This is a genomic window from Pseudomonas sp. VD-NE ins (assembly GCF_031882575.1).
GTDB lineage: Bacteria > Pseudomonadota > Gammaproteobacteria > Pseudomonadales > Pseudomonadaceae > Aquipseudomonas > Aquipseudomonas fluorescens_BZ.
The window spans coordinates 2231540-2251661 of record NZ_CP134772.1 but is presented as its reverse complement, the minus strand read 5'-3'; the positions used below and the strand labels follow the sequence as shown (position 1 = coordinate 2251661).

The 20122-nt window shown below is 59.5% G+C and carries 19 protein-coding genes and 1 tRNA gene; 7 read left to right on the top strand and 13 right to left on the bottom strand.

The genetic code is table 11. The annotated features are described in order from the left end of the window. Positions 1 to 96 precede the first annotated feature (96 nt). Positions 97 to 297: a hypothetical protein gene (locus RMV17_RS09795; RefSeq protein WP_016983541.1), complete on the top strand. Its 201-nt coding sequence runs from the start codon at positions 97 to 99 to the stop codon at positions 295 to 297. On the opposite strand, the gene RMV17_RS09790 is transcribed toward RMV17_RS09795, so the two are convergent. Further along, positions 294 to 524: a hypothetical protein gene (locus tag RMV17_RS09790; RefSeq protein WP_034152784.1), complete on the bottom strand. Its 231-nt coding sequence runs from the start codon at positions 522 to 524 to the stop codon at positions 294 to 296. The genes RMV17_RS09795 and RMV17_RS09790 overlap by 4 nt on opposite strands. A 220-nt stretch (positions 525 to 744) precedes the next feature. Here RMV17_RS09790 and RMV17_RS09785 point away from each other — a divergent pair. Beyond that, positions 745 to 820, top strand: a tRNA-Asn gene (locus RMV17_RS09785). A gap of 227 nt (positions 821 to 1047) precedes the next feature. Here RMV17_RS09785 and RMV17_RS09780 read toward each other — a convergent pair. Continuing rightward, positions 1048 to 2571: a nucleobase:cation symporter-2 family protein gene (locus RMV17_RS09780; protein ID WP_007913403.1), complete on the bottom strand. Its 1524-nt coding sequence runs from the start codon at positions 2569 to 2571 to the stop codon at positions 1048 to 1050. A 254-nt stretch (positions 2572 to 2825) separates the two neighbouring features. Here RMV17_RS09780 and RMV17_RS09775 point away from each other — a divergent pair, with 254 nt between their 5' ends. Together RMV17_RS09775 and RMV17_RS09770 are read left to right on the top strand one after the other, a co-directional pair. Next, positions 2826 to 3110, top strand: coding sequence for a BrnT family toxin (locus RMV17_RS09775; RefSeq protein WP_093432038.1), 285 nt, complete (start codon positions 2826 to 2828; stop codon positions 3108 to 3110). A gap of 3 nt (positions 3111 to 3113) precedes the next feature. Then, positions 3114 to 3440, top strand: coding sequence for a BrnA antitoxin family protein (locus tag RMV17_RS09770; RefSeq protein WP_093432035.1), 327 nt, complete (start codon positions 3114 to 3116; stop codon positions 3438 to 3440). On the opposite strand, the gene RMV17_RS09765 is transcribed toward RMV17_RS09770, so the two are convergent. Both RMV17_RS09765 and xth read right to left on the bottom strand, forming a co-directional pair. Further along, positions 3437 to 4270 (bottom strand): arylamine N-acetyltransferase, encoded by an 834-nt coding sequence (locus RMV17_RS09765; RefSeq protein ID WP_311886378.1) that lies wholly within the window; start codon positions 4268 to 4270, stop codon positions 3437 to 3439. The two genes, RMV17_RS09770 and RMV17_RS09765, sit on opposite strands and share 4 nt — an antisense overlap. A gap of 101 nt (positions 4271 to 4371) precedes the next feature. After that, the gene (gene xth / locus RMV17_RS09760; protein ID WP_311886377.1) at positions 4372 to 5166 is read right to left on the bottom strand and encodes an exodeoxyribonuclease III; all 795 of its coding nucleotides are present in this window, start codon (positions 5164 to 5166) and stop codon (positions 4372 to 4374) included. A 129-nt stretch (positions 5167 to 5295) separates the two neighbouring features. Here xth and RMV17_RS09755 point away from each other — a divergent pair, with 129 nt between their 5' ends. Further along, complete coding sequence (locus RMV17_RS09755; protein ID WP_311886376.1) at positions 5296 to 5877, top strand: GNAT family protein; 582 nt, start codon at positions 5296 to 5298, stop codon at positions 5875 to 5877. A 3-nt stretch (positions 5878 to 5880) separates the two neighbouring features. Here the strand turns inward: RMV17_RS09755 and RMV17_RS09750 are convergent, their stop codons facing one another. The 4 genes from RMV17_RS09750 to RMV17_RS09735 form a co-directional block, all read right to left on the bottom strand. Then, entirely contained in the window at positions 5881 to 7323 is a 1443-nt protein-coding gene (locus tag RMV17_RS09750) for a mechanosensitive ion channel family protein (RefSeq protein ID WP_311886375.1), read from the bottom strand. A gap of 209 nt (positions 7324 to 7532) precedes the next feature. Further along, complete coding sequence (gene ycaC, locus RMV17_RS09745; RefSeq protein ID WP_311886374.1) at positions 7533 to 8159, bottom strand: isochorismate family cysteine hydrolase YcaC; 627 nt, start codon at positions 8157 to 8159, stop codon at positions 7533 to 7535. A 57-nt stretch (positions 8160 to 8216) separates the two neighbouring features. Then, positions 8217 to 8900, bottom strand: coding sequence for an isochorismatase family protein (locus tag RMV17_RS09740; RefSeq protein ID WP_311886373.1), 684 nt, complete (start codon positions 8898 to 8900; stop codon positions 8217 to 8219). Positions 8901 to 8986: 86 nt separating this feature from the next. After that, the gene (locus RMV17_RS09735; RefSeq protein ID WP_311886372.1) at positions 8987 to 9853 is read right to left on the bottom strand and encodes a pirin family protein; all 867 of its coding nucleotides are present in this window, start codon (positions 9851 to 9853) and stop codon (positions 8987 to 8989) included. Between the two features lie 104 nt (positions 9854 to 9957). On the opposite strand from RMV17_RS09735, the gene RMV17_RS09730 reads away from it, so the two are divergent. Both RMV17_RS09730 and dkgB read left to right on the top strand, forming a co-directional pair. Then, positions 9958 to 10866: a LysR substrate-binding domain-containing protein gene (locus tag RMV17_RS09730; protein WP_311886371.1), complete on the top strand. Its 909-nt coding sequence runs from the start codon at positions 9958 to 9960 to the stop codon at positions 10864 to 10866. 244 nt (positions 10867 to 11110) lie between these two features. After that, complete coding sequence (gene dkgB / locus RMV17_RS09725) at positions 11111 to 11914, top strand: 2,5-didehydrogluconate reductase DkgB (protein WP_311886370.1); 804 nt, start codon at positions 11111 to 11113, stop codon at positions 11912 to 11914. Positions 11915 to 11924: 10 nt separating this feature from the next. On the opposite strand, the gene RMV17_RS09720 is transcribed toward dkgB, so the two are convergent. From RMV17_RS09720 to mgtA, 5 genes are all read right to left on the bottom strand, one after another. Further along, positions 11925 to 15140, bottom strand: a complete 3216-nt coding sequence (locus RMV17_RS09720; RefSeq protein WP_311886369.1) for a transporter substrate-binding domain-containing protein — start codon at positions 15138 to 15140, stop codon at positions 11925 to 11927. 10 nt (positions 15141 to 15150) lie between these two features. After that, complete coding sequence (locus RMV17_RS09715; RefSeq protein ID WP_034152799.1) at positions 15151 to 15777, bottom strand: response regulator transcription factor; 627 nt, start codon at positions 15775 to 15777, stop codon at positions 15151 to 15153. 135 nt (positions 15778 to 15912) lie between these two features. Beyond that, positions 15913 to 16356, bottom strand: a complete 444-nt coding sequence (locus RMV17_RS09710; RefSeq protein WP_311886368.1) for a chemotaxis protein CheY — start codon at positions 16354 to 16356, stop codon at positions 15913 to 15915. Positions 16357 to 16502: 146 nt separating this feature from the next. Continuing rightward, positions 16503 to 17219 carry an MgtC/SapB family protein gene (locus RMV17_RS09705; RefSeq protein WP_007913384.1) on the bottom strand — a complete coding sequence of 239 codons (717 nt, stop codon included), beginning with the start codon at positions 17217 to 17219 and terminating at the stop codon, positions 16503 to 16505. 151 nt (positions 17220 to 17370) lie between these two features. Continuing rightward, positions 17371 to 20070, bottom strand: a complete 2700-nt coding sequence (gene mgtA, locus RMV17_RS09700; RefSeq protein WP_311886367.1) for a magnesium-translocating P-type ATPase — start codon at positions 20068 to 20070, stop codon at positions 17371 to 17373. Positions 20071 to 20122: the final 52 nt, after the last annotated feature.

Here is a 20122-nt window from a genome sequence, read left to right as displayed (position 1 = left end):
GATGGCGACTGACCCACCGCATTCGTCGGAACGCCGCCCGGAGCAGGCTCGCTCCCACAGGTTTTGTGTACACCCGAGATTTTTGAGAGAAAACACATGAAAAACGACAACCTGCGTGCCGACCGTGACGACCTGGATGATTTCATTCCCCGCGCCTCAGCCAAACGCGAAAAAAGCCTGGTGCTGCAAGTCGCCGCTGGGGTGTTTCTCGGCGGCCTGGCGCTATGGCTGGTGCAACTGGCAGCCACCGCGGCCTACGCCAAACTGATGCTGGGCACCATCACCTTCGGCAGTTAAGCCAGTTCAGTCGCGCGCTGAGTCGCGGCGTCGTCATAAACGACGTACAGCGATTCGGCGATCTGGCTTTTGATCGCCTTGGTGCTTTCCAGCCCCAGGACAAAACCTTCAGCCTTGCCACCGGCACGATTCAGCTCTTCAGCTGTGCTGGCCTGAGTGATCGCGTCGAAGAGTTTTTCGGCGTGTGGGCCGACGCCCTTGGGCAGGCTGATTTGCGCGATGCTCATGCGAACACCTCGCTGTTGCGGGACAAATGGTTCATGACGCGGACCTTTTTCGGCGAATGGCCGGCAGCGCGTGTGACCACTTCCGGGCGGCCATGGTAGACCTCTGCTGCGGTTCTGGTAACCGCCAATCGCTGACAAATCACCGTCCGTCCCGAGAATTCACTCATTTTTGCAGCCGATGCTTGACTTCTCTTTTTGAATCAGTAACATACGCACCAATTCCGCAATAGCTCAGTTGGTAGAGCAAATGACTGTTAATCATTGGGTCCCTGGTTCGAGTCCAGGTTGTGGAGCCAAATAGCAAAGCCCCTGAATCGAAAGATTCAGGGGCTTTTTTGTGGGCGATGGAAAAGATCAGAAGATCGCAGCCTTCGGCAGCTCCTACAGATTCAGCGTTCATCCGCAGAATCGGCGGAGTATGAGATCTGTGTAGGAGCTGCCGAAGGCTGCGATCTTTTGATCTTGAAATGAAAAAGGGCCGATCTGTGTTTAACAGATCGGCCCTTTTTGTTAGAGACAGCGGTCAGACGTGTTCGCTGCTCTTCACCTGCACCTTCGGCGCACCGTGCCCATGATCGTGATCATCCGGCTCGATCACTGGCACTTCCTTGCCGTCGCAGTCATGCAGCTTGCCGTCGCTGAAGTAGTCGCCTTCACGCAGCGCTGCCAGATCGCGGTAACGCAAAGTCCGCTCTTCCGCCGCGGCAAACACCGACTGTTGATCCGAGTTACCGGCGGTGAAGTGATTGAACGCCAGATTGAGCAGGATCGCCATGATCGCCGACGAGCTGATGCCCGAGTGGAAAATGGTCGCGAACCAGCTCGGGAAGTGATCGTAGAAGTTCGGTGCGGCAATCGGGATCATGCCGAAACCGATCGAGGTAGCGACGATGATCAGGTTGACGTTGTTGCGATAATCCACCTTGGACAGCGTGCGGATACCACTCGCCGCCACCGTACCGAACAGCACGATACCGGCGCCGCCGAGTACCGAGGTCGGTACCGCCGCGATGACCCGGCCCATGAACGGCAGCAGGCCAAGGATCACCAGGAAGATGCCGCCAGTAGCGACCACGTAACGGCTCTTGATCCCGGTCACCGCCACCAGACCGACGTTCTGGGCGAAGGCGCTCTGGGTGAACGAACCGAAGATTGGCGCAAACATGCTCGACAGCATGTCCGCCCGCAGGCCATTGCCCAGACGCTTGGAATCAACCTTGGTGCCGATGATTTCACCGACCGCAAGGATGTCCGCCGAAGTTTCCACCAGGGTCACCATGACCACGATGCACATGGACAGGATCGCGGCGAAGTGGAAAGTCGGCATGCCGAAATGGAACGGCGTCGGGAAGCCAAACATCGGCCCCGTGGTGACGCTGGAGAAATCCGCCATGCCAAGGAACACCGCCAGCACCGTGCCGATCACCATGGCCAACAGGATCGACAGACGCGAGATAGTCGAGCTGCCGACCTTGCTCAGCAACAACACCAGCACCAGCGTGACTGCCGCCAGACCGATGTTCTGCATGCTGCCGAAGTCCGGCGCATGGCTGTTGCCGCCCATGGCCCAGCGTGCGGCCACCGGCATCAGCGTCAAGCCGATGGTGGTGATCACGATGCCGGTGACCAGCGGCGGGAAGAACTTGGTGATGCGCGAGAACACCGGTGTGATCAACAAGCCTATCAAGGAAGCCGCAATCACTGCGCCAAGCACGGACTGGAAGCCGCCCTCCCCGCCACTGCTGACGATCGCGACCATGGTCGCCACACCGGAGAACGACACGCCCTGCACCAGCGGCAACTGACAACCAAAAAACGGTAGACCCAGGGTTTGCAGCAGCGTCGCCAGCCCCCCCGCAAACAATGAAGCAGCAATCAGCAAACCAATGTCCGCCGGCGACAGGCCGGCCGCCTGGCCGATGATCAGTGGCACCGCAACGATACCGCCGTACATGGTCAGAACATGTTGCAGGCCGTAAGCCATATTCGCGCCGACCCCGAGATTTTCGTCCTCGGGCCGTTGGTGTGAAACATGGGGCGTTTTCATGGTGGGGGGTTCCCTGGTTTTTGTTATGCGCACACTGTATTCAATACTCGTGACAAATGTCCATAGAGTTGTATACAACTTATCAGTCACATAATGGATAGGTAGCCACCCAAGCTTCTAGCCCGCTGCTCCCATCCCCCACAAATCCGGCAACACTTCCTCTCCAGTGCCCTCGCCTGCCGCCACTACGCTGAAGTGTTCACGGCGACCGACGGTGCGGTCGCGCTCTTTTTTATACATATAAAGTATGCATAATGAAGTCAATTGAAATTCAGTACGACAAAAGCAAGAACGCAGCCAACAAACTCAAGCACAAGGGCGTCAGCCTCGCCGAGACCGAACCGGTCTTTCACGACGAACGAGCACTGACGATCGAGGACAACGACCATGACGAACAGCGCTGGATCACTATTGGCGCCAACGGCAAAGGGCGCTTGTTGGTCGTTGCTTACAGTTACCGGGATGCAAATGTCGTTCGAATCATTTCTGCGCGTGTCGCCACACCCAGCGAACGTAGCGCTTATTTTCTGGAGGCTTGATCGATGCAAGACGAATATGACTTTTCTCAGGGCAAACGCGGTGCGTTGGCTTCAAACAAGGGCAAAACCCGCATCACCATCATGCTGGATGACGCCGTCATCGAAGCGGCGCGAACGGTCGCGGAAAACGAAGGGTTCGGTTATCAGACGGTGATCAATAACACCCTGCGTCATGCCCTGCTCGATGCCGTTGCCAAACCGGAACAAGCCGAATCGAGCGGGCAATTCAAGAAAGGCATCACCGCTGCAGACCTCAAGAGTCTCGAGAAAAAACTGTCGGCAGCGGTCGGAGAAATTCGCCGAGTGCTCGAGCCCGACGCCAAGCCCTAAACGGAAACCGGTACGATCATCCGCGCCAGAGCCTGCCGTATGTGGGGCAGATCCGGCAGGTGCAGAGCAAACTCGCGCGCCAGCAATTCAATCAGCTCATCGACCCGAGTAACCTCGCGTCGCTCACTGCTGGCGCCCATGCGATGAACAGCGAAACTGCCGTTGTTCAGCGTCTTGCGCCAGCCATTACCCGTGCGCGCGACCATCAGACGCTGGGTAAACGGTGACTCAGGGTGAGTCGAGACATACCAGTTGCCAATGGTGTAATCGATGTCTTCCTGGCGTTGCAGATCGAACAGGTACATCGGCCGCCATTCACCCGCCACATTGGCACGTAGCATGTAGCCGTCGGCCTGTTTTTCAATGCGATAAGGTTCGTGAGGGGTCGCTTGCTCGGTCTCGGTGTCGAGGAGCAGCGGCGCGGTCGGCACCATGCCGCCGAAGCCGACATCTGTGATGTAGCGCACGTCGTCGATGGTCACCAGACTCAAACGGTGTGTGCGCGCTGTCCAGCTGCCTTCGGGCTGATTCATCACCACCCGCCCGCTGATGGCGCGAGCGTCGAAACCCAACTCCAGCAACAAGGCAAAAAACAGGTTGTTCAGCTCATAGCAGTAACCACCGCGCCCCCCGAGCAGGACTTTTTCCTCGATGGACGGCAGATCGATCAACACCGGAGCCCCGGTGATTGTCGCCAGATTCTCGAAAGGGAACACGTCGGTATGGCGCAGTTGCAGCAGGCGCAGGGTCGCCAGTGTCGGTTCCGGTGGCGTTTCAAAACCCAGACGTTGCAGGTACAGCTTCAGATTCGTCAGGCGTGGCTCACTCATTGCTCGATCCTTATGCATGGGGCCGCAGGTCACTGCGTTGATGGTCGCCATGTATACGGGATCAGGTCCTGTTTTCGACAATTGATTTCGCCAATCGCCTGCTAACGTTTCTTGCGTGAACCGATACGAATCCACGTGGGCGCATGGTCGCTGGCGTGGGATTCGTTGCGCACCCAGGCGTCTACCCCGGCCTCGTGCAGATAGGGACTCAGCGCCGGGTTGAGCAGCAGATGATCGATGCGCAGACCGGAGTTGGTTTGCCAATGCTGGCGGAAGTAATCCCAAAACGTATAGAGCCGATCCTCGGGATACAGATGCCGTAGCGAATCGGTCCAGCCCTGATCGAGCAAGCGCTGATAACACTCGCGACTCTCAGGTTGCAGCAGCGCGTCCTTGAGCCAGGAACGGGTGTTGTAGATGTCCATGTCGGTGGGCACGACGTTGTAGTCACCGGCCAGCACCACCGGGTGATCGCTGCTTTGCAAATCCTTCGCATACGCGATGAGCCGTTCGAACCAGGCCAGTTTGTAATCGAATTTCGGTCCCGGTTGCGGGTTGCCATTGGGCAGGTACAGGCACCCGACCAGCACGCCGTGCACCGCTGCCTCCAGATAACGACTGTGCTTGTCATCCGGATCGCCCGGCAGACCGCGTCGGCTCTCCAGCGGCTGCGCATCGCGGGCGAGAATCGCCACGCCGTTCCACGAAGCCTGACCCTGCCAGATCGCGCCGTAACCGGCGGCTTCCAGTTCAGCGACGGGGAATGCCGTGTCGACGGATTTGAGTTCTTGCAGGCAGGCGATATCCGGTTGCTCGCGCTTGAGCCAATCCAGCAGGTTCGGCAAACGTGCGCGTAAACCGTTGACGTTGTAAGTGGCGATCCGCAGGTTTTTCATCGGCTGAGGCTCCTGCCCGTGGGCTGTAAAAAATCTGACCCCGTGATCATCGCGCCGGTTGCATCGGATCGGCCTGCTGCGGCGTAATAAGCGCTCGACCTTCGCCCGCACTGCCGAGACCCGAATCCCATGCCAACCACGCTGCAAGGTCAGCGCATCCTTCTGCGCCCGCTTGAGTATTCAGATGCCGCCGCCCTGCTCCACGCTGCCGCCGACGGCGAGTTGTGGAACCTCACCGTCACCGTGGTGCCTTCGCCCAGCACTGTCGACAGTTATCTGAAAAAGGCACTCGATGGCCGGGACGCCGGCACGGTGATGCCGTTCGTGATCGTGTTGAAAGATAGCGGCCAAGTCATCGGCTCGACACGCTTCTGGAAGATCGACCCGCTCAATCGCAAGCTGGAAATCGGCAGCAGCTGGATCTCCGCGAGTTGGCAGAAATCCTTCGTCAACACCGAAGCCAAGTACCTGATGCTGCGTCACGCCTTCGAAGTGCTCGACTGCGTACGCGTGCAGTTCACCACCGACGAGAACAATCAGAAATCACGTCACGCGATCCTGCGCCTTGGCGCGCAACAGGAAGGCATAGTCCGCCACGAGCGAATCATGCCGGACGGGCGCAAGCGCAACTCGGTGCGCTTCAGCATCATCGACGACGAGTGGCCGCAGGTGCGTCTGCACCTGGAACAGAAACTCGCCGGCTACCGGTAATGCTCAGGCGCGATTGCGCAGCCATTGCAGGAAGCCTTTTTTCGGTGCGACCACTGGCGCGTCCTCGGTCAGCGATTGCGCCTTGTGCAGGCGGTAATCGAGCAAGGCTTTCATCGCGTCGTTGATGTCGTGACGGGCGTCGAGGCATGGCTTGAGGTACGACTTTTCAATGCGGTACAGGGCGCAATAGGTCTTCGCGGCAAACTTCGCCGGCACCGAGGAATCGGAAAGAATGCCCGCCTCACCGATGACCTCGCCGGGGCCCATGCGTCCGGACTCAAACGGCGTGCCATGGCGGGTCAAGGTCACCGTGACCACACCCGACTCGATAATGAACAAATGATCGCTGACCTCCCCCGCCTCAAGGATCGTCTCGCCGGTACGGAAGGTTTGCAGGCTCATGTTCTGGCTGAAGGTGTCTTTCTCTTCCTGGCGCAGGGTCGAGAAGATCGGCGAACTGTCGAGCAGCGCGCGGGGCCGCGACAGGTTGGTCGGCGCACTGCTTTCATCGCTCGACAGCAGATTGACCCCGGATGCCTGCAAGTGCCGATACGCCAGATCGAACAACTGATTGCGCACCACGCGCTTCTCGCCCATCGACGCAACGAAACCGCTGATCTCGTATTCAGCGCCACTGCTGCCGGAGCTTTTCAGCGCCACGTTCGGCGCAGGCGTGTCGAGCAATTGCCGACAGCCCTGCATGGCCCGCTCCAGCGCATCGATCACCGCATTGGGCCGCGCATGCTGGCTGACCTGCACGCTGACCGCGACGCCAAACATATTGCTCGGACGGCTGAAATTGATGATCTTCGCCTTGGCCGCCAGCGAGTTGGGGATCACCGCCATGCTGCCCTGACTGGTTTGCAGGCGCGTGGCGCGCCAATCGATATCGGTGACCCGGCCTTCGGTGCCGTCGATGGAGATCCAGTCATCGAGTTGATAAGGCTTGGTGGTGTTGAGGACGATCCCGGAAAACACGTCGCTGAGCGTGCTCTGCAAGGCCAGACCGACGATGATCGCCAACGCGCCAGAGGTGGCCAGCACACCTTTGACCGGCAGATCCAGCACATAGGCCAGCGCCGCGATGATTGCGATAAGGAAAATCACCGCGCCGAGCAAATCCTGCAGCAGTCGCCCGGTGTGGCCGACCCGCTGCATCATCACCGCGCCGATCAATACCGTCAGGGTGCGTGCGCCGAATAGCCACCAGCCAATCTGCAGGCCGGTCGCCGCCAGGTGCAGCGGCACGTTGTCGGCCCACGGTGCAGGCTCCATCGGGTTGAGGCCTTCGTTGAACAGCAGCACGCTGAACAGACTGAAAATCAGCACCCGCACCAGCAGTTTCCACTCACTGCCATGGGAACTGATAAGACGCCACAGACCGAGATCGAGAAGGATCAGGATCAACGCGCAAAACAACGGATGTTCGGTGAGCAGAGACAGCATCAAACAACTCCGACGGGGGCCAATCGCGAGAAGATCGCACAGATTGAGCAAGTGTAGGAGCAATTGATTTCAGAGCATGAACGCCCGCGCAAAAACACCGCAAAACCCCTGTAGGAGCTGCCGCAGGCTGCGATCTTTTGATCTTTAAAAAACAACATCAAAAGATCGCAGCCTGCGGCAGCTCCTACACAGGTTTACGGGGTGACAGATTACTTACCGTTGGTCAGGCTGTTGTAGCTGGTGAACAGGTTGCGGTAGTCCGGAATGTGGTTGGAGAACAGCGTGCCCAACCCTTCGATGTCGTTGCGCCAGTCGCGGTGCAGCTCGCAGGCCAGACCGAACCAGGTCATCAATTGCGCACCTGCCGTGGACATACGGTTCCACGCCGATTCACGGGTCAGTTCGTTGAACGTGCCGGACGCATCGGTCACCACGAACACATCGAAGCCCTCTTCCAGCGCCGACAGCGCCGGGAACGCCACGCAAACTTCCGTCACCACACCAGCAATGATCAACTGCTTCTTGCCAGTCGCCTTGATCGCCTTGACGAAATCTTCGTTGTCCCAGGCGTTGATCTGGCCAGGGCGGGCGATGTACGGCGCGTCCGGAAACAGTGTTTTCAGCTCAGGCACCAGCGGGCCATTGGGGCCGGTTTCGAAACTGGTGGTGAGGATTGTCGGCAGTTTGAAGTACTTGGCCAGATCGGCCAGCGCCAGCACGTTGTTCTTGAACTTGTCCGGATCAATATCGCGTACCAGCGACAGCAGTCCGGCCTGATGATCGACCAGCAGCACCGCAGCGTTGTTTTTATCCAGACGTTTGTATTGAGTGGTCATTGCAGTAATCCTCGCGGGTGGTAGAGGCCGACGGGGGGTCGGCCTCAGGGGACTCGATCAGCGCTGGGAATCCAGCACTTCGTGTTCGTTCGCGACTTGCTGAGCCTTGAGGTAGCTCTCGATCAGCAATTGATAATGCGGCATGGCCTGGGCGTAGACCGCCGCCCACTGCTCGGCATCGGGACGGTTCCACGAGCCTTGCAGCTCGGAAAGCGTAGCCATGATGTCGATCGGCACCACCCCGGCCTGGGCCAAACGGGCCACTGTCAGATCAGTGGCCAGCTTTGAGTGATTACCGGACGCGTCGACCACGGCAAACACCTTGTAGCCTTCATGCACAGCGGCGATGGACGGGAAGGCCAGGCAGACGCTGGTCAGGGTCCCGGCAATCACCAGGGTTTTCTTGCCGGTGGCTTTGACCGCCGCATGAAACTCCGGGTTGTCCCAGGCATTGATCTCGCCCTTGCGCGCCACGTATTGCGCATGCGGTGCGGCTTCGTGAATCTCCGGGATCAACGGCCCGTTCGGCCCTTGCGGCACGGAGGCGGTGGTGATCACCGGCATCTTCAACAGGGTTGCGGCCTTGGCCAGTGCGATGGCGTTGGCGCGCAATTGCGGCACGTCGATGTCCTTGACGATCTGGAACAGACCGCTCTGGTGGTCGATCAGCAGCATCGCTGCGTCGCTGGCATCGATGGTCGGTTTCTGGCCGTCGAAATTCGCTGCATTGACAGTGTTCATGTGCGTTTCCTCTTTTCTATAGGCAACAGCCATCCCTGGCCTGCGAACCGGCCTACGCGTCCTGTGTAGAGCGGAGTGGTGGTGCGTTAAGCGTGCATCTGGCCGAAGCGGCCGGACTGGAAGTCGGCGAACGCCTGGTGGATTTCCTGCTCGGTGTTCATCACGAACGGGCCGTGGCCGACGATCGGTTCGTCGATCGGCTCGCCGCTGAGCAGCAACACCACCGCGTCCTGGCTGGCTTCGAGCGTCATCTGATGGCCGTCACGTTCGAACAGGGCCAACTGCCCTTCGCGCACCGATTCCACACCATTGACCTGCACCGAGCCTTTCAACATCACCAGCGCGGTGTTGCGGCCTTCATGCAGATCGAGCGTCAGCAACTTGCCGGCGTTCAGGCGCAAGTCCCACACGTCGATCGGTGTGAAGGTGCGCGACGGGCCTTTGTGGCCCTCGAACTCACCGGCGATCAGGCGCAGGCTGCCGGCGTTGTCCTTGAGCGCAATGCTCGGGATGTCGCTGTCAAGAATGGTCTGGTAGCCCGGCGCGGCCATTTTGTCCTTGGCCGGCAGGTTGACCCACAGCTGGACCATTTCCAGTTTGCCGCCGGTTTTGGCGAAGTTTTCCGAATGGAACTCCTCGTGGAGGATCCCGGAAGCGGCGGTCATCCATTGCACATCGCCCGGGCCGATCACGCCGCCACTGCCGGTCGAGTCGCGGTGCTGCACTTCGCCTTCATAAACGATAGTCACGGTTTCGAAACCACGGTGCGGATGCTGACCAACGCCACGCCGTTCGGTGGTCGGGGTGAAATCGGCAGGGCCGGCGTGATCGAGCAGCAGGAACGGGCTGATGTGTTTGCCCAGATTGTCGTAGGAAAACAGCGTGCGAACCGGGAAACCATCGCCGACCCAATGGCCGCGCGGGCTGGTGTAGATACCGATGATGTTTTTCATGGTCGTCTCCAATAGGGTGAGTGATGCGATGGATCAAGCTTAAATCCGTAGCCATTAATGCACTAGACTGCAAAAATCAGCCTTAGCGTTCTATATGGAGAACGATGGTGGAAGACCTCAACACCCTCTACTACTTCACCCAAGTGGTCGAACATCATGGTTTCGCCGCCGCCGGGCGCGCACTGGATATGCCGAAATCGAAGCTCAGCCGACGGATTTCCGAACTGGAAGAACGCCTCGGCGTGCGCCTGCTGCACCGCACCAGTCGCCATTGCTCGTTGACTGAAATCGGTCAGGCCTATTACCAGCGCTGCCTGGCCATGCGCGTAGAGGCTGAAAGCGCCGCCGAACTGATCGAACGCAACCGCTCCGAACCGCAAGGCCTGGTGCGCCTGAGTTGCCCGACAGCACTGCTCAACTCTTGGGTCGGGCCGATGCTCACCCGCTACATGCTCAAGTACCCGCTGGTGGAGTTGTTTATCGAGAGCACCAATCGCCGCGTCGATCTGCTGCACGAAGGCTTCGACATTGCCTTGCGCGTGCGTTTTCCACCGCTGGAGAACACTGACATGGTCATGAAGGTGCTGGGCAACAGCACGCAATCAGTGGTCGGCAGCCCGCAGTTCGTCGAACGTCTGTCGTCACCGCCCTCACCTGCTGACCTTAATGGTTTGCCGAGCCTGCATTGGGGCGCGGCGCAGCGCGAATATCAGTGGGAGCTGCTCGGGCCGAATGACAACACGGCGCTGATTCGCCATACGCCGCGAATGGTCACCGATGATCTGATCGCCTTGCGCCAGGCGGTGATTGCCGGCGTTGGCGTAGCGCATTTACCAAGTGTGGTGGTGCGTGAGGACATTGCCGCCGGGCGCGTCGTGGAGCTGATTCCGGGCTGGGCACCGAAGTGCGGGTTGGTGCATGCGATCTTTCCGTCGCGGCGCGGGTTGTTGCCGTCGGTGCGCACGTTGATTGATTTTTTGGGCGAGGAATTTGCGCGTAGCGATATTGCGTGAATCGGCGGTGCGCCCATCGCTGGCAAGCCAGCTCCCACAGGTTTCGGGGAGTACACATGATTCATCACTCACACAAATCTCTGTGGGAGCTGGCTTGCCAGCGATGGGGCCAGCCCGGACAACACAAAATGAACATTTGATTCATGACTTCTGATCAACAGTGCTTTGTCCCGCCAGCGGTTTTTCTCAACCATCCGGATGCGGATACTCCTGCCCATTCCCACTGCAACCCCTGGAGTCCCTCATGTCTGTTCCCGCTTTCGGTCTTGGCACGTTTCGTTTGCAAGGCCAAGTCGTCATCGACTCGGTGAGCACCGCCCTCGAACTCGGCTACCGGGTCATCGACACCGCGCAAATCTACGAAAACGAAGCCGACGTCGGCGAGGCCATCGCAGCCAGCGGCATCCCGCGCGAAGAGCTGTTCATCACCAGCAAGATCTGGGTCGCCAACTTCGCCCAGGATCGCTTGATCGACAGCCTCAAGGAAAGCCTGCAAAAACTGCAGACCGACTACCTCGACCTGACGTTGATTCACTGGCCGTCGCCGGAGAACCAGGTGCCGGTCGAAGAGTTCATGGGCGCCCTGCTCGAAGCCAAGCGTCTGGGCCTGACCCGGCAGATCGGTGTGTCCAACTTCACCATCGATTTGATGAAGCAGGCGATTGCAGCGGTCGGTGCAGAAAACATCGCGACCAACCAGATTGAACTGCACCCGTACCTGCAGAACCGCAAGGTGGTCGAGTTCGCCCGCAGCCAAGGCATCCACATCACCTCGTACATGACCCTCGCCTACGGCGAAGTGCTGCAAGATCCGCTGATCCAGCAGATCGCCAAGCGCTTGCAGGCCACTCCGGCGCAAATCACTCTGGCCTGGGCCATGCAGTCGGGTTACGCGGTGATCCCGTCGTCGACCAAACGTGACAACCTGCAAAGCAACCTCGCCGCCACCGCGCTGACGTTGAGCGACGCCGACATGGCGCTGATTGCCACGCTCGATCGCGGCCATCGCCTGACCAGCCCGAAAGGTATCGCGCCGAACTGGGACTGACCGGCGACCGTCAGATTTGCAGACGTTGTGCGAGGCCGGCCATGGCCTCGCGCAACGTATCGCACGCCGTGCCCAGCGGCGCCGCGTGCGTCTTGCGACACGCCTGCTCCAGCGCAATACACGCCGCCACCACCCGCGCCGCGCCGACCATCTGCGCCCCGCCCTTGATGTGATGCGCCAGTTCACGCAGCCCTCCCCGATCCTGCTCCTGCTGCAACGCCTCCAGACGTTGCAGATCGAGGTGCAAGCTGTTCAACACCTCCTTGCGCAACTGTTCGATCAGCGCACGATTATCGCCGGCCATTTGTTCCAGCGTGCTCAGGTCGATTTCCGCCAGCGCCGGAACCTCGCCGGGGTCCGCCGGCTCATCGCAATGACTGGCTGCCGCCAATGCCTGCGCCAGGTCGTGCAAGCGGATCGGTTTGAACAGGCACCCGTCCATACCGGCGTTCAGGCAACGCGTGCGCTCCTCGGATTGCGCATTGGCAGTAAAACCGAGAATCAGACACGCTTGGCGGCCGCTAAGCACTTCCTCTTCGCGGATCGCCCGCGCCAGTTGGTAACCGTTGCGCCGCGGCATGTTGCAGTCAGTGATCACCACATCGAACGCCTGGGTTCGCCAGCGTTGCAGGCCCTCATCGCCGTTCTCGGTGTCGACCGTTTGATGGCCGAGTTCACTCAATTGCCAGCACAACAGCAAGCGGTTCACCGGATGATCGTCCACCACGAGAACACTCAGTGAACAGGTTGCGGCGACTTTTGTTGCCGGGGTTGGCGCCTGAGCGAGGGCAACCAGCAACGGCAGTTCGAGACTGACTTCGACTCGTGTGCCTTCGCCCGGTGCACTGTCGAGCCGCAGCGTGCCGCCCATCATTTCGCAGAGGCTGCGACTGATCACCAGACCCAGTCCGGAGCCGCTGCGTGCCGACTGCAGGTGATTGCTGGCCTGCACGAACGGGCTGAATAGCCGTTGCCGATCGTCCGGGCTGATGCCCACCCCACTGTCTTCAATCAATACTTTCAGGGCCAGACGCTCCTCCGTCGCAAAGGTCACCACCAGGCGCAGACTAACCTCGCCCTCCTCGGTGAACTTGATCGAATTGCTCAGCAGATTCGACAGCACTTGCTTGAAGCGCGTCGGATCAATCAGCACGTCAACGTTGCTCCGGGCATCGAGTTCGATGTGCCACAACAAACGCTTCTGCCGTGCCAGCCCTTCAAACACCCGGCACACCGACACCACCAGTTCACGCAGGTTGGCGCGTTCGGGCGTGAGGGACAAATGCCCGGTCTCGATTCGCGCGATGTCGAGAATGTCACCGATCAAGGCCAGCAATTGTTGCCCGGCATTGGACGCCACCTGAATCGCCAAGCGGTCGGTCACGCCTTCCTCGGCACGTTTCAGGGCCAGTTCGAGCATGCCGATCAAGGCATTCATCGGCGTACGGATTTCATGGCTCATGGTCGCCAGAAACGTGGTTTTCGCCCGATTGGCGTCGTCTGCGGCGTCCTTGGCTTCCTGCAATTGCTGCAACCATTGCTGACGCCGGCGAATCTGTTGACGCTGAAACACGATCCAGGCCAGCGCGAGTGCCAGCAAGACTGCCGCCCCGGTAAAACCAAGCAGGATTTCCTGACGATGCTGCAACCAGTAGCTGTCATCCACCACCACATCGTGGCTCCAGCGCTCAACCAACTCGTCCATCTGCTGCGGGGCGATGCTCAACAGCGCCTTGTTCAGGATCGAATGCAATGCTGGCATTTGCGGGGATGTCGCCAGCGCAATGCGCGCCGGTTGATCACCGACCGTGCCGGTGATGCGCAGACGTTCACGGTAATGGCGCGCGATCAGAAAGCGCGCCACCAACAGCGAGCTTACCGTGGCATCGACTTGGCCTTTGGCAATCAATGCCATGCCCTCCGCGGGACTTTTGACCTCGACCAGACGCAGACGCGGCACGCGGCCCAATAGATAACCGCGCAAAGGATGGCCGCGATAAATGGCCAGCCGTTTACCGGCCAGGTCATCAAGGTTGAGTGGTCCCTGAACAGTGATCGCACTGACCAGCACAAACGGATTGTTCAGGTAGGCGCGGGTAAATTGCAGTTCGATTTCACGCTCGCTGCTCGGTGTCACCACCGGCAACACGTCGAGTTCCCCGGCCTTGAGCTGTTCGATCTGACGATCCAGCGACGCCCCGCGCACGATCTCGAAATTCAACCCGCTGCGCTGGCTGATCAAACTCAGTAATTGCGCCGTCAGCCCGCTGAAACGGCCGTCGGCATCGAAAAACGTCAGCGGTGCGAAATCTTCGATGGCGCCGACCCGGACCACCGGATGCTGGTCCAGCCACTCCTGTTCATTGGCACTGAGTTGCACCCGGGTCTGCTCGGCCATCTCGGCCTGGCCTACGCTCCAGCGTTGCTCGATGCGCTGGCGACGCTCCATGGGAATGGCCACCAGTGCCTTGTCAACGATGCGTTTGAGGCGCACATCGCTGCGCAACAGGGCAAAGCCGAACGAATTGGCGTCCAGCCCCGCAGGACCGGCCAATTGCAGGTCATTGCGATAATTGGTGTTGATCAGGTAGTTGGCACTGATGAAGTCGCCCAGATAAACGTCATCCGCGCCGAAAGCCACGGCACCCAGCGCATCCATCGCTGACGGGTAGCGCTGCACGCTTGCCTGAGGATAGAACGCTTGCACACTCGCCAGCGGCAGATAGTCCTCGACCATGGCCAGACGCTTGCCGGCAAGATCCGTCGGCAACTGTTCTTCGAGTCGGGTTACCAGCATCGGCTGATCTTCGGCGTAGGCACGGGACAGAATGAAGTCCGGGTCGGCGGCTTCAAACTGGTTGGAGGTCCCCAACAGATCGAGATCGCCGCGCTTGAGCGCCGCCATCACGGCATCGCGGTTGGCAAAGCGCCGCACTTCGATGCGCACACCCAGCAACTGCGCGAGCAGATCAGCGTAATCGGCGGTCAGGCCCTCAAGTTCCTGTTGATTGCGGGAGATCTCGAACGGCGGGTAATCCGGCCCGGAAATCCCCATGCGTAACACTGGATGCTGACGCAGCCATTGCCGGTCCTGTTCGTCCAGGCGCAACTGCACGTTTTCCGGCGCGGTGCGGATCAGCACTTGCAGCACCTGCGGCGCATCATTCGCCCAGCAGGTCGCCATCAGGTTCATCCACAACCAGACAATCCAGCGTCCCTGCTTCATGTGCGATCGCTCAGATCACATGATTGCGCTTGGCGAAATCGCGCAAGTGCACCGCGGAGCCTACCCCGAGCTTTTTCATCAGACGGGTTTTATAGGTGCTGACGGTTTTGTGGCTCAGGTGCATGTCCTCGGCAATCGCCTTGTTGGACTTGCCCTGTCCCAATTGCTCGAAAATGCTCAACTCACGGTCGGAGAGCTGATCGATCATCTGTTTTTCCGTGGTTTGCACGGCATTCAGCGTGCTGAAACTGTCCGGGAGCGCGGAGAAAAAGGTATGTCCCGACACCACCGCCCGAATAGCATTGTGCAACTGCTCCAGTTGATTGGTTTTGGTCACATAGGCCATTGCCCCGGCACGTAAACAGCGCTCCTGATAGAACATTGGCTCGTGCGTGCTGAACACCAGCACTCGGCAACGAAAATCATTGGCCTTGATCCGCGCCAGAACTTCCAGCCCGCCGAGTGCTGGCAGATTCAGATCGAGTATCACCAGTTGCGGCTTGTATTCACGAATGAGCGACATCACCTCGTTGCCATGGGACGCCTCATATATGAGTTTGAATCCTTCGGCGAGCAATACGATGCGGATGGCGGCGCGCACTACCGGATGATCGTCGACGATCAACGCTGACTTCATGGCCACTCCAGGTGCAAAGTCTGACGAAACGGTCACCGACACGGGTTGATCCAGACTCAGTGGCTGTACCGGGACTGTTGCATGGAACGGGGAGCAAATCACCTGTCAGACCTGACAGTTGCGGCCGGTAATTTTTTATGCATGTGCAGCGTTTTGCACTAGCGGGTAGTACTTGCTCACGGCCGGACCCTGCCGTCTGGCGGGTGCATCGACCAGCGCCATCAACTGACTGATCGATTGTTTGGAAGGCAGCAGCAAATGGCTGATCTGCACATTCTCCTGGGCGAATCCCAAGGCCGGTTGCAACGGCGCCGTGCCTTCGTTGTAGATCAACGCCTGACGAACCTGCGGGTTATCGAGGAAAAACCCCAGCAGATCCAGCGAACCCGCCGCCAGCTCGGCATTGATGACCACCACATCGAACGGCTCGCAACCGTAGTCCACCAGCGTCAACAGCTCAGCGAGGCTTTGCGCCGGGGCCACGCGGTAGTAATCGAGGCTGTTGAACAGACGCTCGATTTTCATCCGGTGGAAATGCTGCGAGTCGGCAATCAGGATGCGCAGGGCTTTATTGATCATGGTCAATCTCCCGGTGTCACGATTTCTGGGTGCGGCAAGACTACGCAAGCTCCGCGGCAGGTTCTGTAGGAATATTCCGAAAAACACGGTCATTCATCACTGGCCTGGACTTGGCGGAGCCATCTTGCTGACACGGGGAGAGCGAATTATTCCGTAGTACTCGGACTCCAGAACGCCTGCACCACCAATGCCGACGTCGAGATTCTTGCGACCAGGGCATCCAGTTCATCACCATCGACCGACGTCGTCGCCAGTGTCGCTTCGATCTCTATTTCATCGGCGCCGAACGCATGCACATCGACGTCGCTGGCGGGGTAATTGCTGCGTTCAAGCTCGGCCTCAAGCAAGGCGAACACGGCGGTTTGCTGGGAGCGTCGGGCGATGACGTAGACGATGTTGGTGACTTCCGCCGAGACCACGTCCAGTGGCTGGCGGTTGATGTTGTTGACGATCGGCCGCAGCAAGGTGTTGGCGGCGAGGATGAACAGTGTGCCGAGCACGGCTTCGGCGAGCAGGTCGGCACCGGCACAGGCGCCCACCGCTGCGGAGGTCCACAGGGTCGCGGCGGTATTGAGACCGCGCACATTGCCCTCTTCGCGCATGATCACCCCGGCGCCGAGAAAACCGATGCCGGAGACCACGTAAGCGACCACGCGCACCGCGCCTTCTGCGCCGGCGAGACGGTTGGCCATATCGACGAATATCGCCGCGCCGACCGCGACCAGTACGTTGGTGCGCAGGCCGGCGGTGCGTTGCCGGTACTGGCGCTCGAAGCCGATCAGACCGCCGAGGATGAACGCAGCGCTGAGGCTGACGAGGGTGTCGAGCAGCGAATCGAGGTTGAGGTTGTTGATGGCTTGCATAGTCATCTCCCTGAAAAAACACAAACCCCCTTGTGGGGCCTGCTTGAAACGAGCCCCTGTAGGAGCTGCCGAAGGCTGCGATCTTTTGCTTTTGCCTTGTAAAAACAAGATCAAAAGATCGCAGCCTGCGGCAGCTCCTACAGGGGCAGCATTATTGCCAGCCGAACCGGCGGATGTAGAAACCTTTCACTGCCTGGGTCAGCGCCATGTATGCCAGCAGAATCACCGGCAGGAACACGAAGTACAGCGACGGCAGCGCCTGCAGTTTGAAGTAGTGCGCCAGCGGGCCCATTGGCAGGAAGATGCCGACCGCCATGATGATCCCGGTCATCACCAACAACGGCATGGCGGCGCGACTTTGCAGGAACGGAATCTTCGGCGTGCGGATCATGTGCACGATCAGCGTCTGGGTCAGCAACCCGACCACGAACCAGCCGGACTGGAACAGCGTCTGGTGATCCGGGGTGTTGGCATCGAACACGTACCACATCAAGGCGAACGTGGTGATGTCAAAGATCGAGCTGATCGGGCCGAAGAACAGCATGAAGCGCCCGACATCGCCCGGCTGCCAGCGTTGTGGTTTTTTCAGCATTTCCTCATCGACGTTATCGAACGGAATCGCAATCTGCGAAATGTCGTAGAGCAGGTTCTGCACCAGCAGGTGCATCGGCAGCATCGGCAGGAACGGAATGAACGCACTGGCGACCAGCACCGAGAACACGTTGCCGAAGTTGGAGCTGGCGGTCATCTTGATGTACTTGAGCATGTTGGCGAAGGTGCGCCGCCCTTCGAGTACGCCCTCCTCCAGCACCATCAGGCTCTTTTCCAACAGGATGATGTCGGCGGCTTCCTTGGCGATGTCCACCGCACTGTCCACGGAAATACCGATGTCGGCGGTGCGCAGCGCGGGTGCGTCGTTGATGCCGTCACCCATGAAGCCGACCACATGGCCGTTACCTTTGAGGATGCGCACGATGCGCTCCTTGTGCGACGGCGTCAGTTTGGCGAAGACGTTGGTCTTCTCCACGGCCACAGCCAGTTCGGCATCACTCATGCGCTCGACGTCGTTGCCCAGCAGCAGGCCTTGTTGCGCGAGGCCGACTTCGCGGCAGATCTTCGCGGTGACCAGTTCGTTGTCGCCGGTCAGCACTTTTACCGCCACGCCATGTTCGGCCAAGGCCTTGAGCGCTGGCGCGGTGCTTTCCTTCGGTGGATCGAGGAACGCCACGTAACCGATCAGCGTCAGTTCCTGCTCATCGGCCAGGCTGTAAATCTCGCGACCTTCCGGCATCGAGCGGGCGGCCACGGCCACCACGCGCAAGCCTTCAGCGTTGAATGCTGCGGTGACCTGACGAATCCGGGTCAGCAATTCATCGCTCAAGGCTTCATCGACCTCGCCGTGACGCACGCGGCTGCACACCGCCAAGACTTCTTCGACCGCACCTTTGCAGATCAGTTGATGTGGCTGGCCACGCCCTTCGACCACCACCGACATGCGCCGACGATTGAAGTCGAACGGGATCTCATCGACCTTGCGAAACGCCGTACCGACTTTCAGTTCACGGTGGATTTCCACGTGTTCAAGCACCGCGACGTCGAGCAGGTTTTTCAGGCCGGTCTGGTAGTAGCTGTTGAGGTAGGCCATTTCCAGCACGTCATCGGAATCGGCGCCCCAGACATCGACATTGCGCGCGAGGAAGATCTTGTCCTGGGTCAGCGTGCCGGTCTTGTCGGTGCACAGTACGTCCATGGCGCCGAAGTTCTGGATCGCGTCGAGACGTTTGACGATGACTTTTTTCCGTGACAGAAACACCGCGCCTTTGGCCAGCGTCGAGGTGACGATCATCGGCAGCATTTCCGGGGTCAGGCCGACGGCAATCGACAGCGCGAACAGCAGTGCTTCAGTCCAGTCGCCCTTGGTGAAGCCGTTGATGAACAGCACCAGCGGCGCCATCACGAACATGAAACGGATCAACAGCCAGCTGACTTTGTTGACGCCTTGCTGGAACGAAGTCACCGCGCGATCGGTTGCGCCAACACGCTGGGCCAGCGCACCGAAATAGGTGCTGTTGCCGGTGGTCAGGATGACTGCCACAGCGGTACCGGACACGACGTTGGTGCCCATGAACAGGATGTTGTCCAGCTCTAGCGGATTGCGTGTATCGCGGTCAGCCTGACGTGGAAACTTCTCCACCGGCATCGATTCGCCGGTCATCGCCGCTTGGCTGACGAACAGATCCTTGGCGCTGAGCACCCGGCAATCGGCCGGAATCATGTCGCCGGCCGAGAGCACGATCAGATCGCCCGGCACCAATTGTTTGATCGGCAATTCGCTGCGCGGCGCGTCACGGCGCATTACCGTCGCGGTGTTGCTGACCATGGCTTTCAGCGCGTCAGCGGCCTGGTTGGATTTGCTTTCCTGCCAGAAGCGCAACAGCGTCGACAGCACCACCATGGAAAAAATCACCACGGCGGCCTTGAGGTCTTCGGTCAGCCACGAGATCACCGCCAACAAGGTCAGCAGCAAGTTGAACGGGTTTTTGTAGCAGTGCCACAGGTGAATCCACCATGGCAGCGGCTGCTCGTGTTCGACTTCGTTGAGGCCATATTGCGCACGCAGCGCATCGACTTCGAAATCAGTGAGCCCATCGGAATGCGTGCCGAGTGACGACAGCAATACACCGCTGTCGCAATGCGCGGCATCGACCAGGGTGTTGGCCAAAGTCGGCGGGACTTCACGGCTGACCGTGGTGTCGTTGATCGATTCCAGCAGCGCCAGGCGACGAAAGTGTCGGGCGATGTGGCGGGTCCGCAGAAAACCTGCGAAAAATTCCTTGAGCGTAAGTTTCATGGCTGTTGCCCCTATGGTCAGCCGGGAAACCGTCAAGCAGGTACGGCCGCGC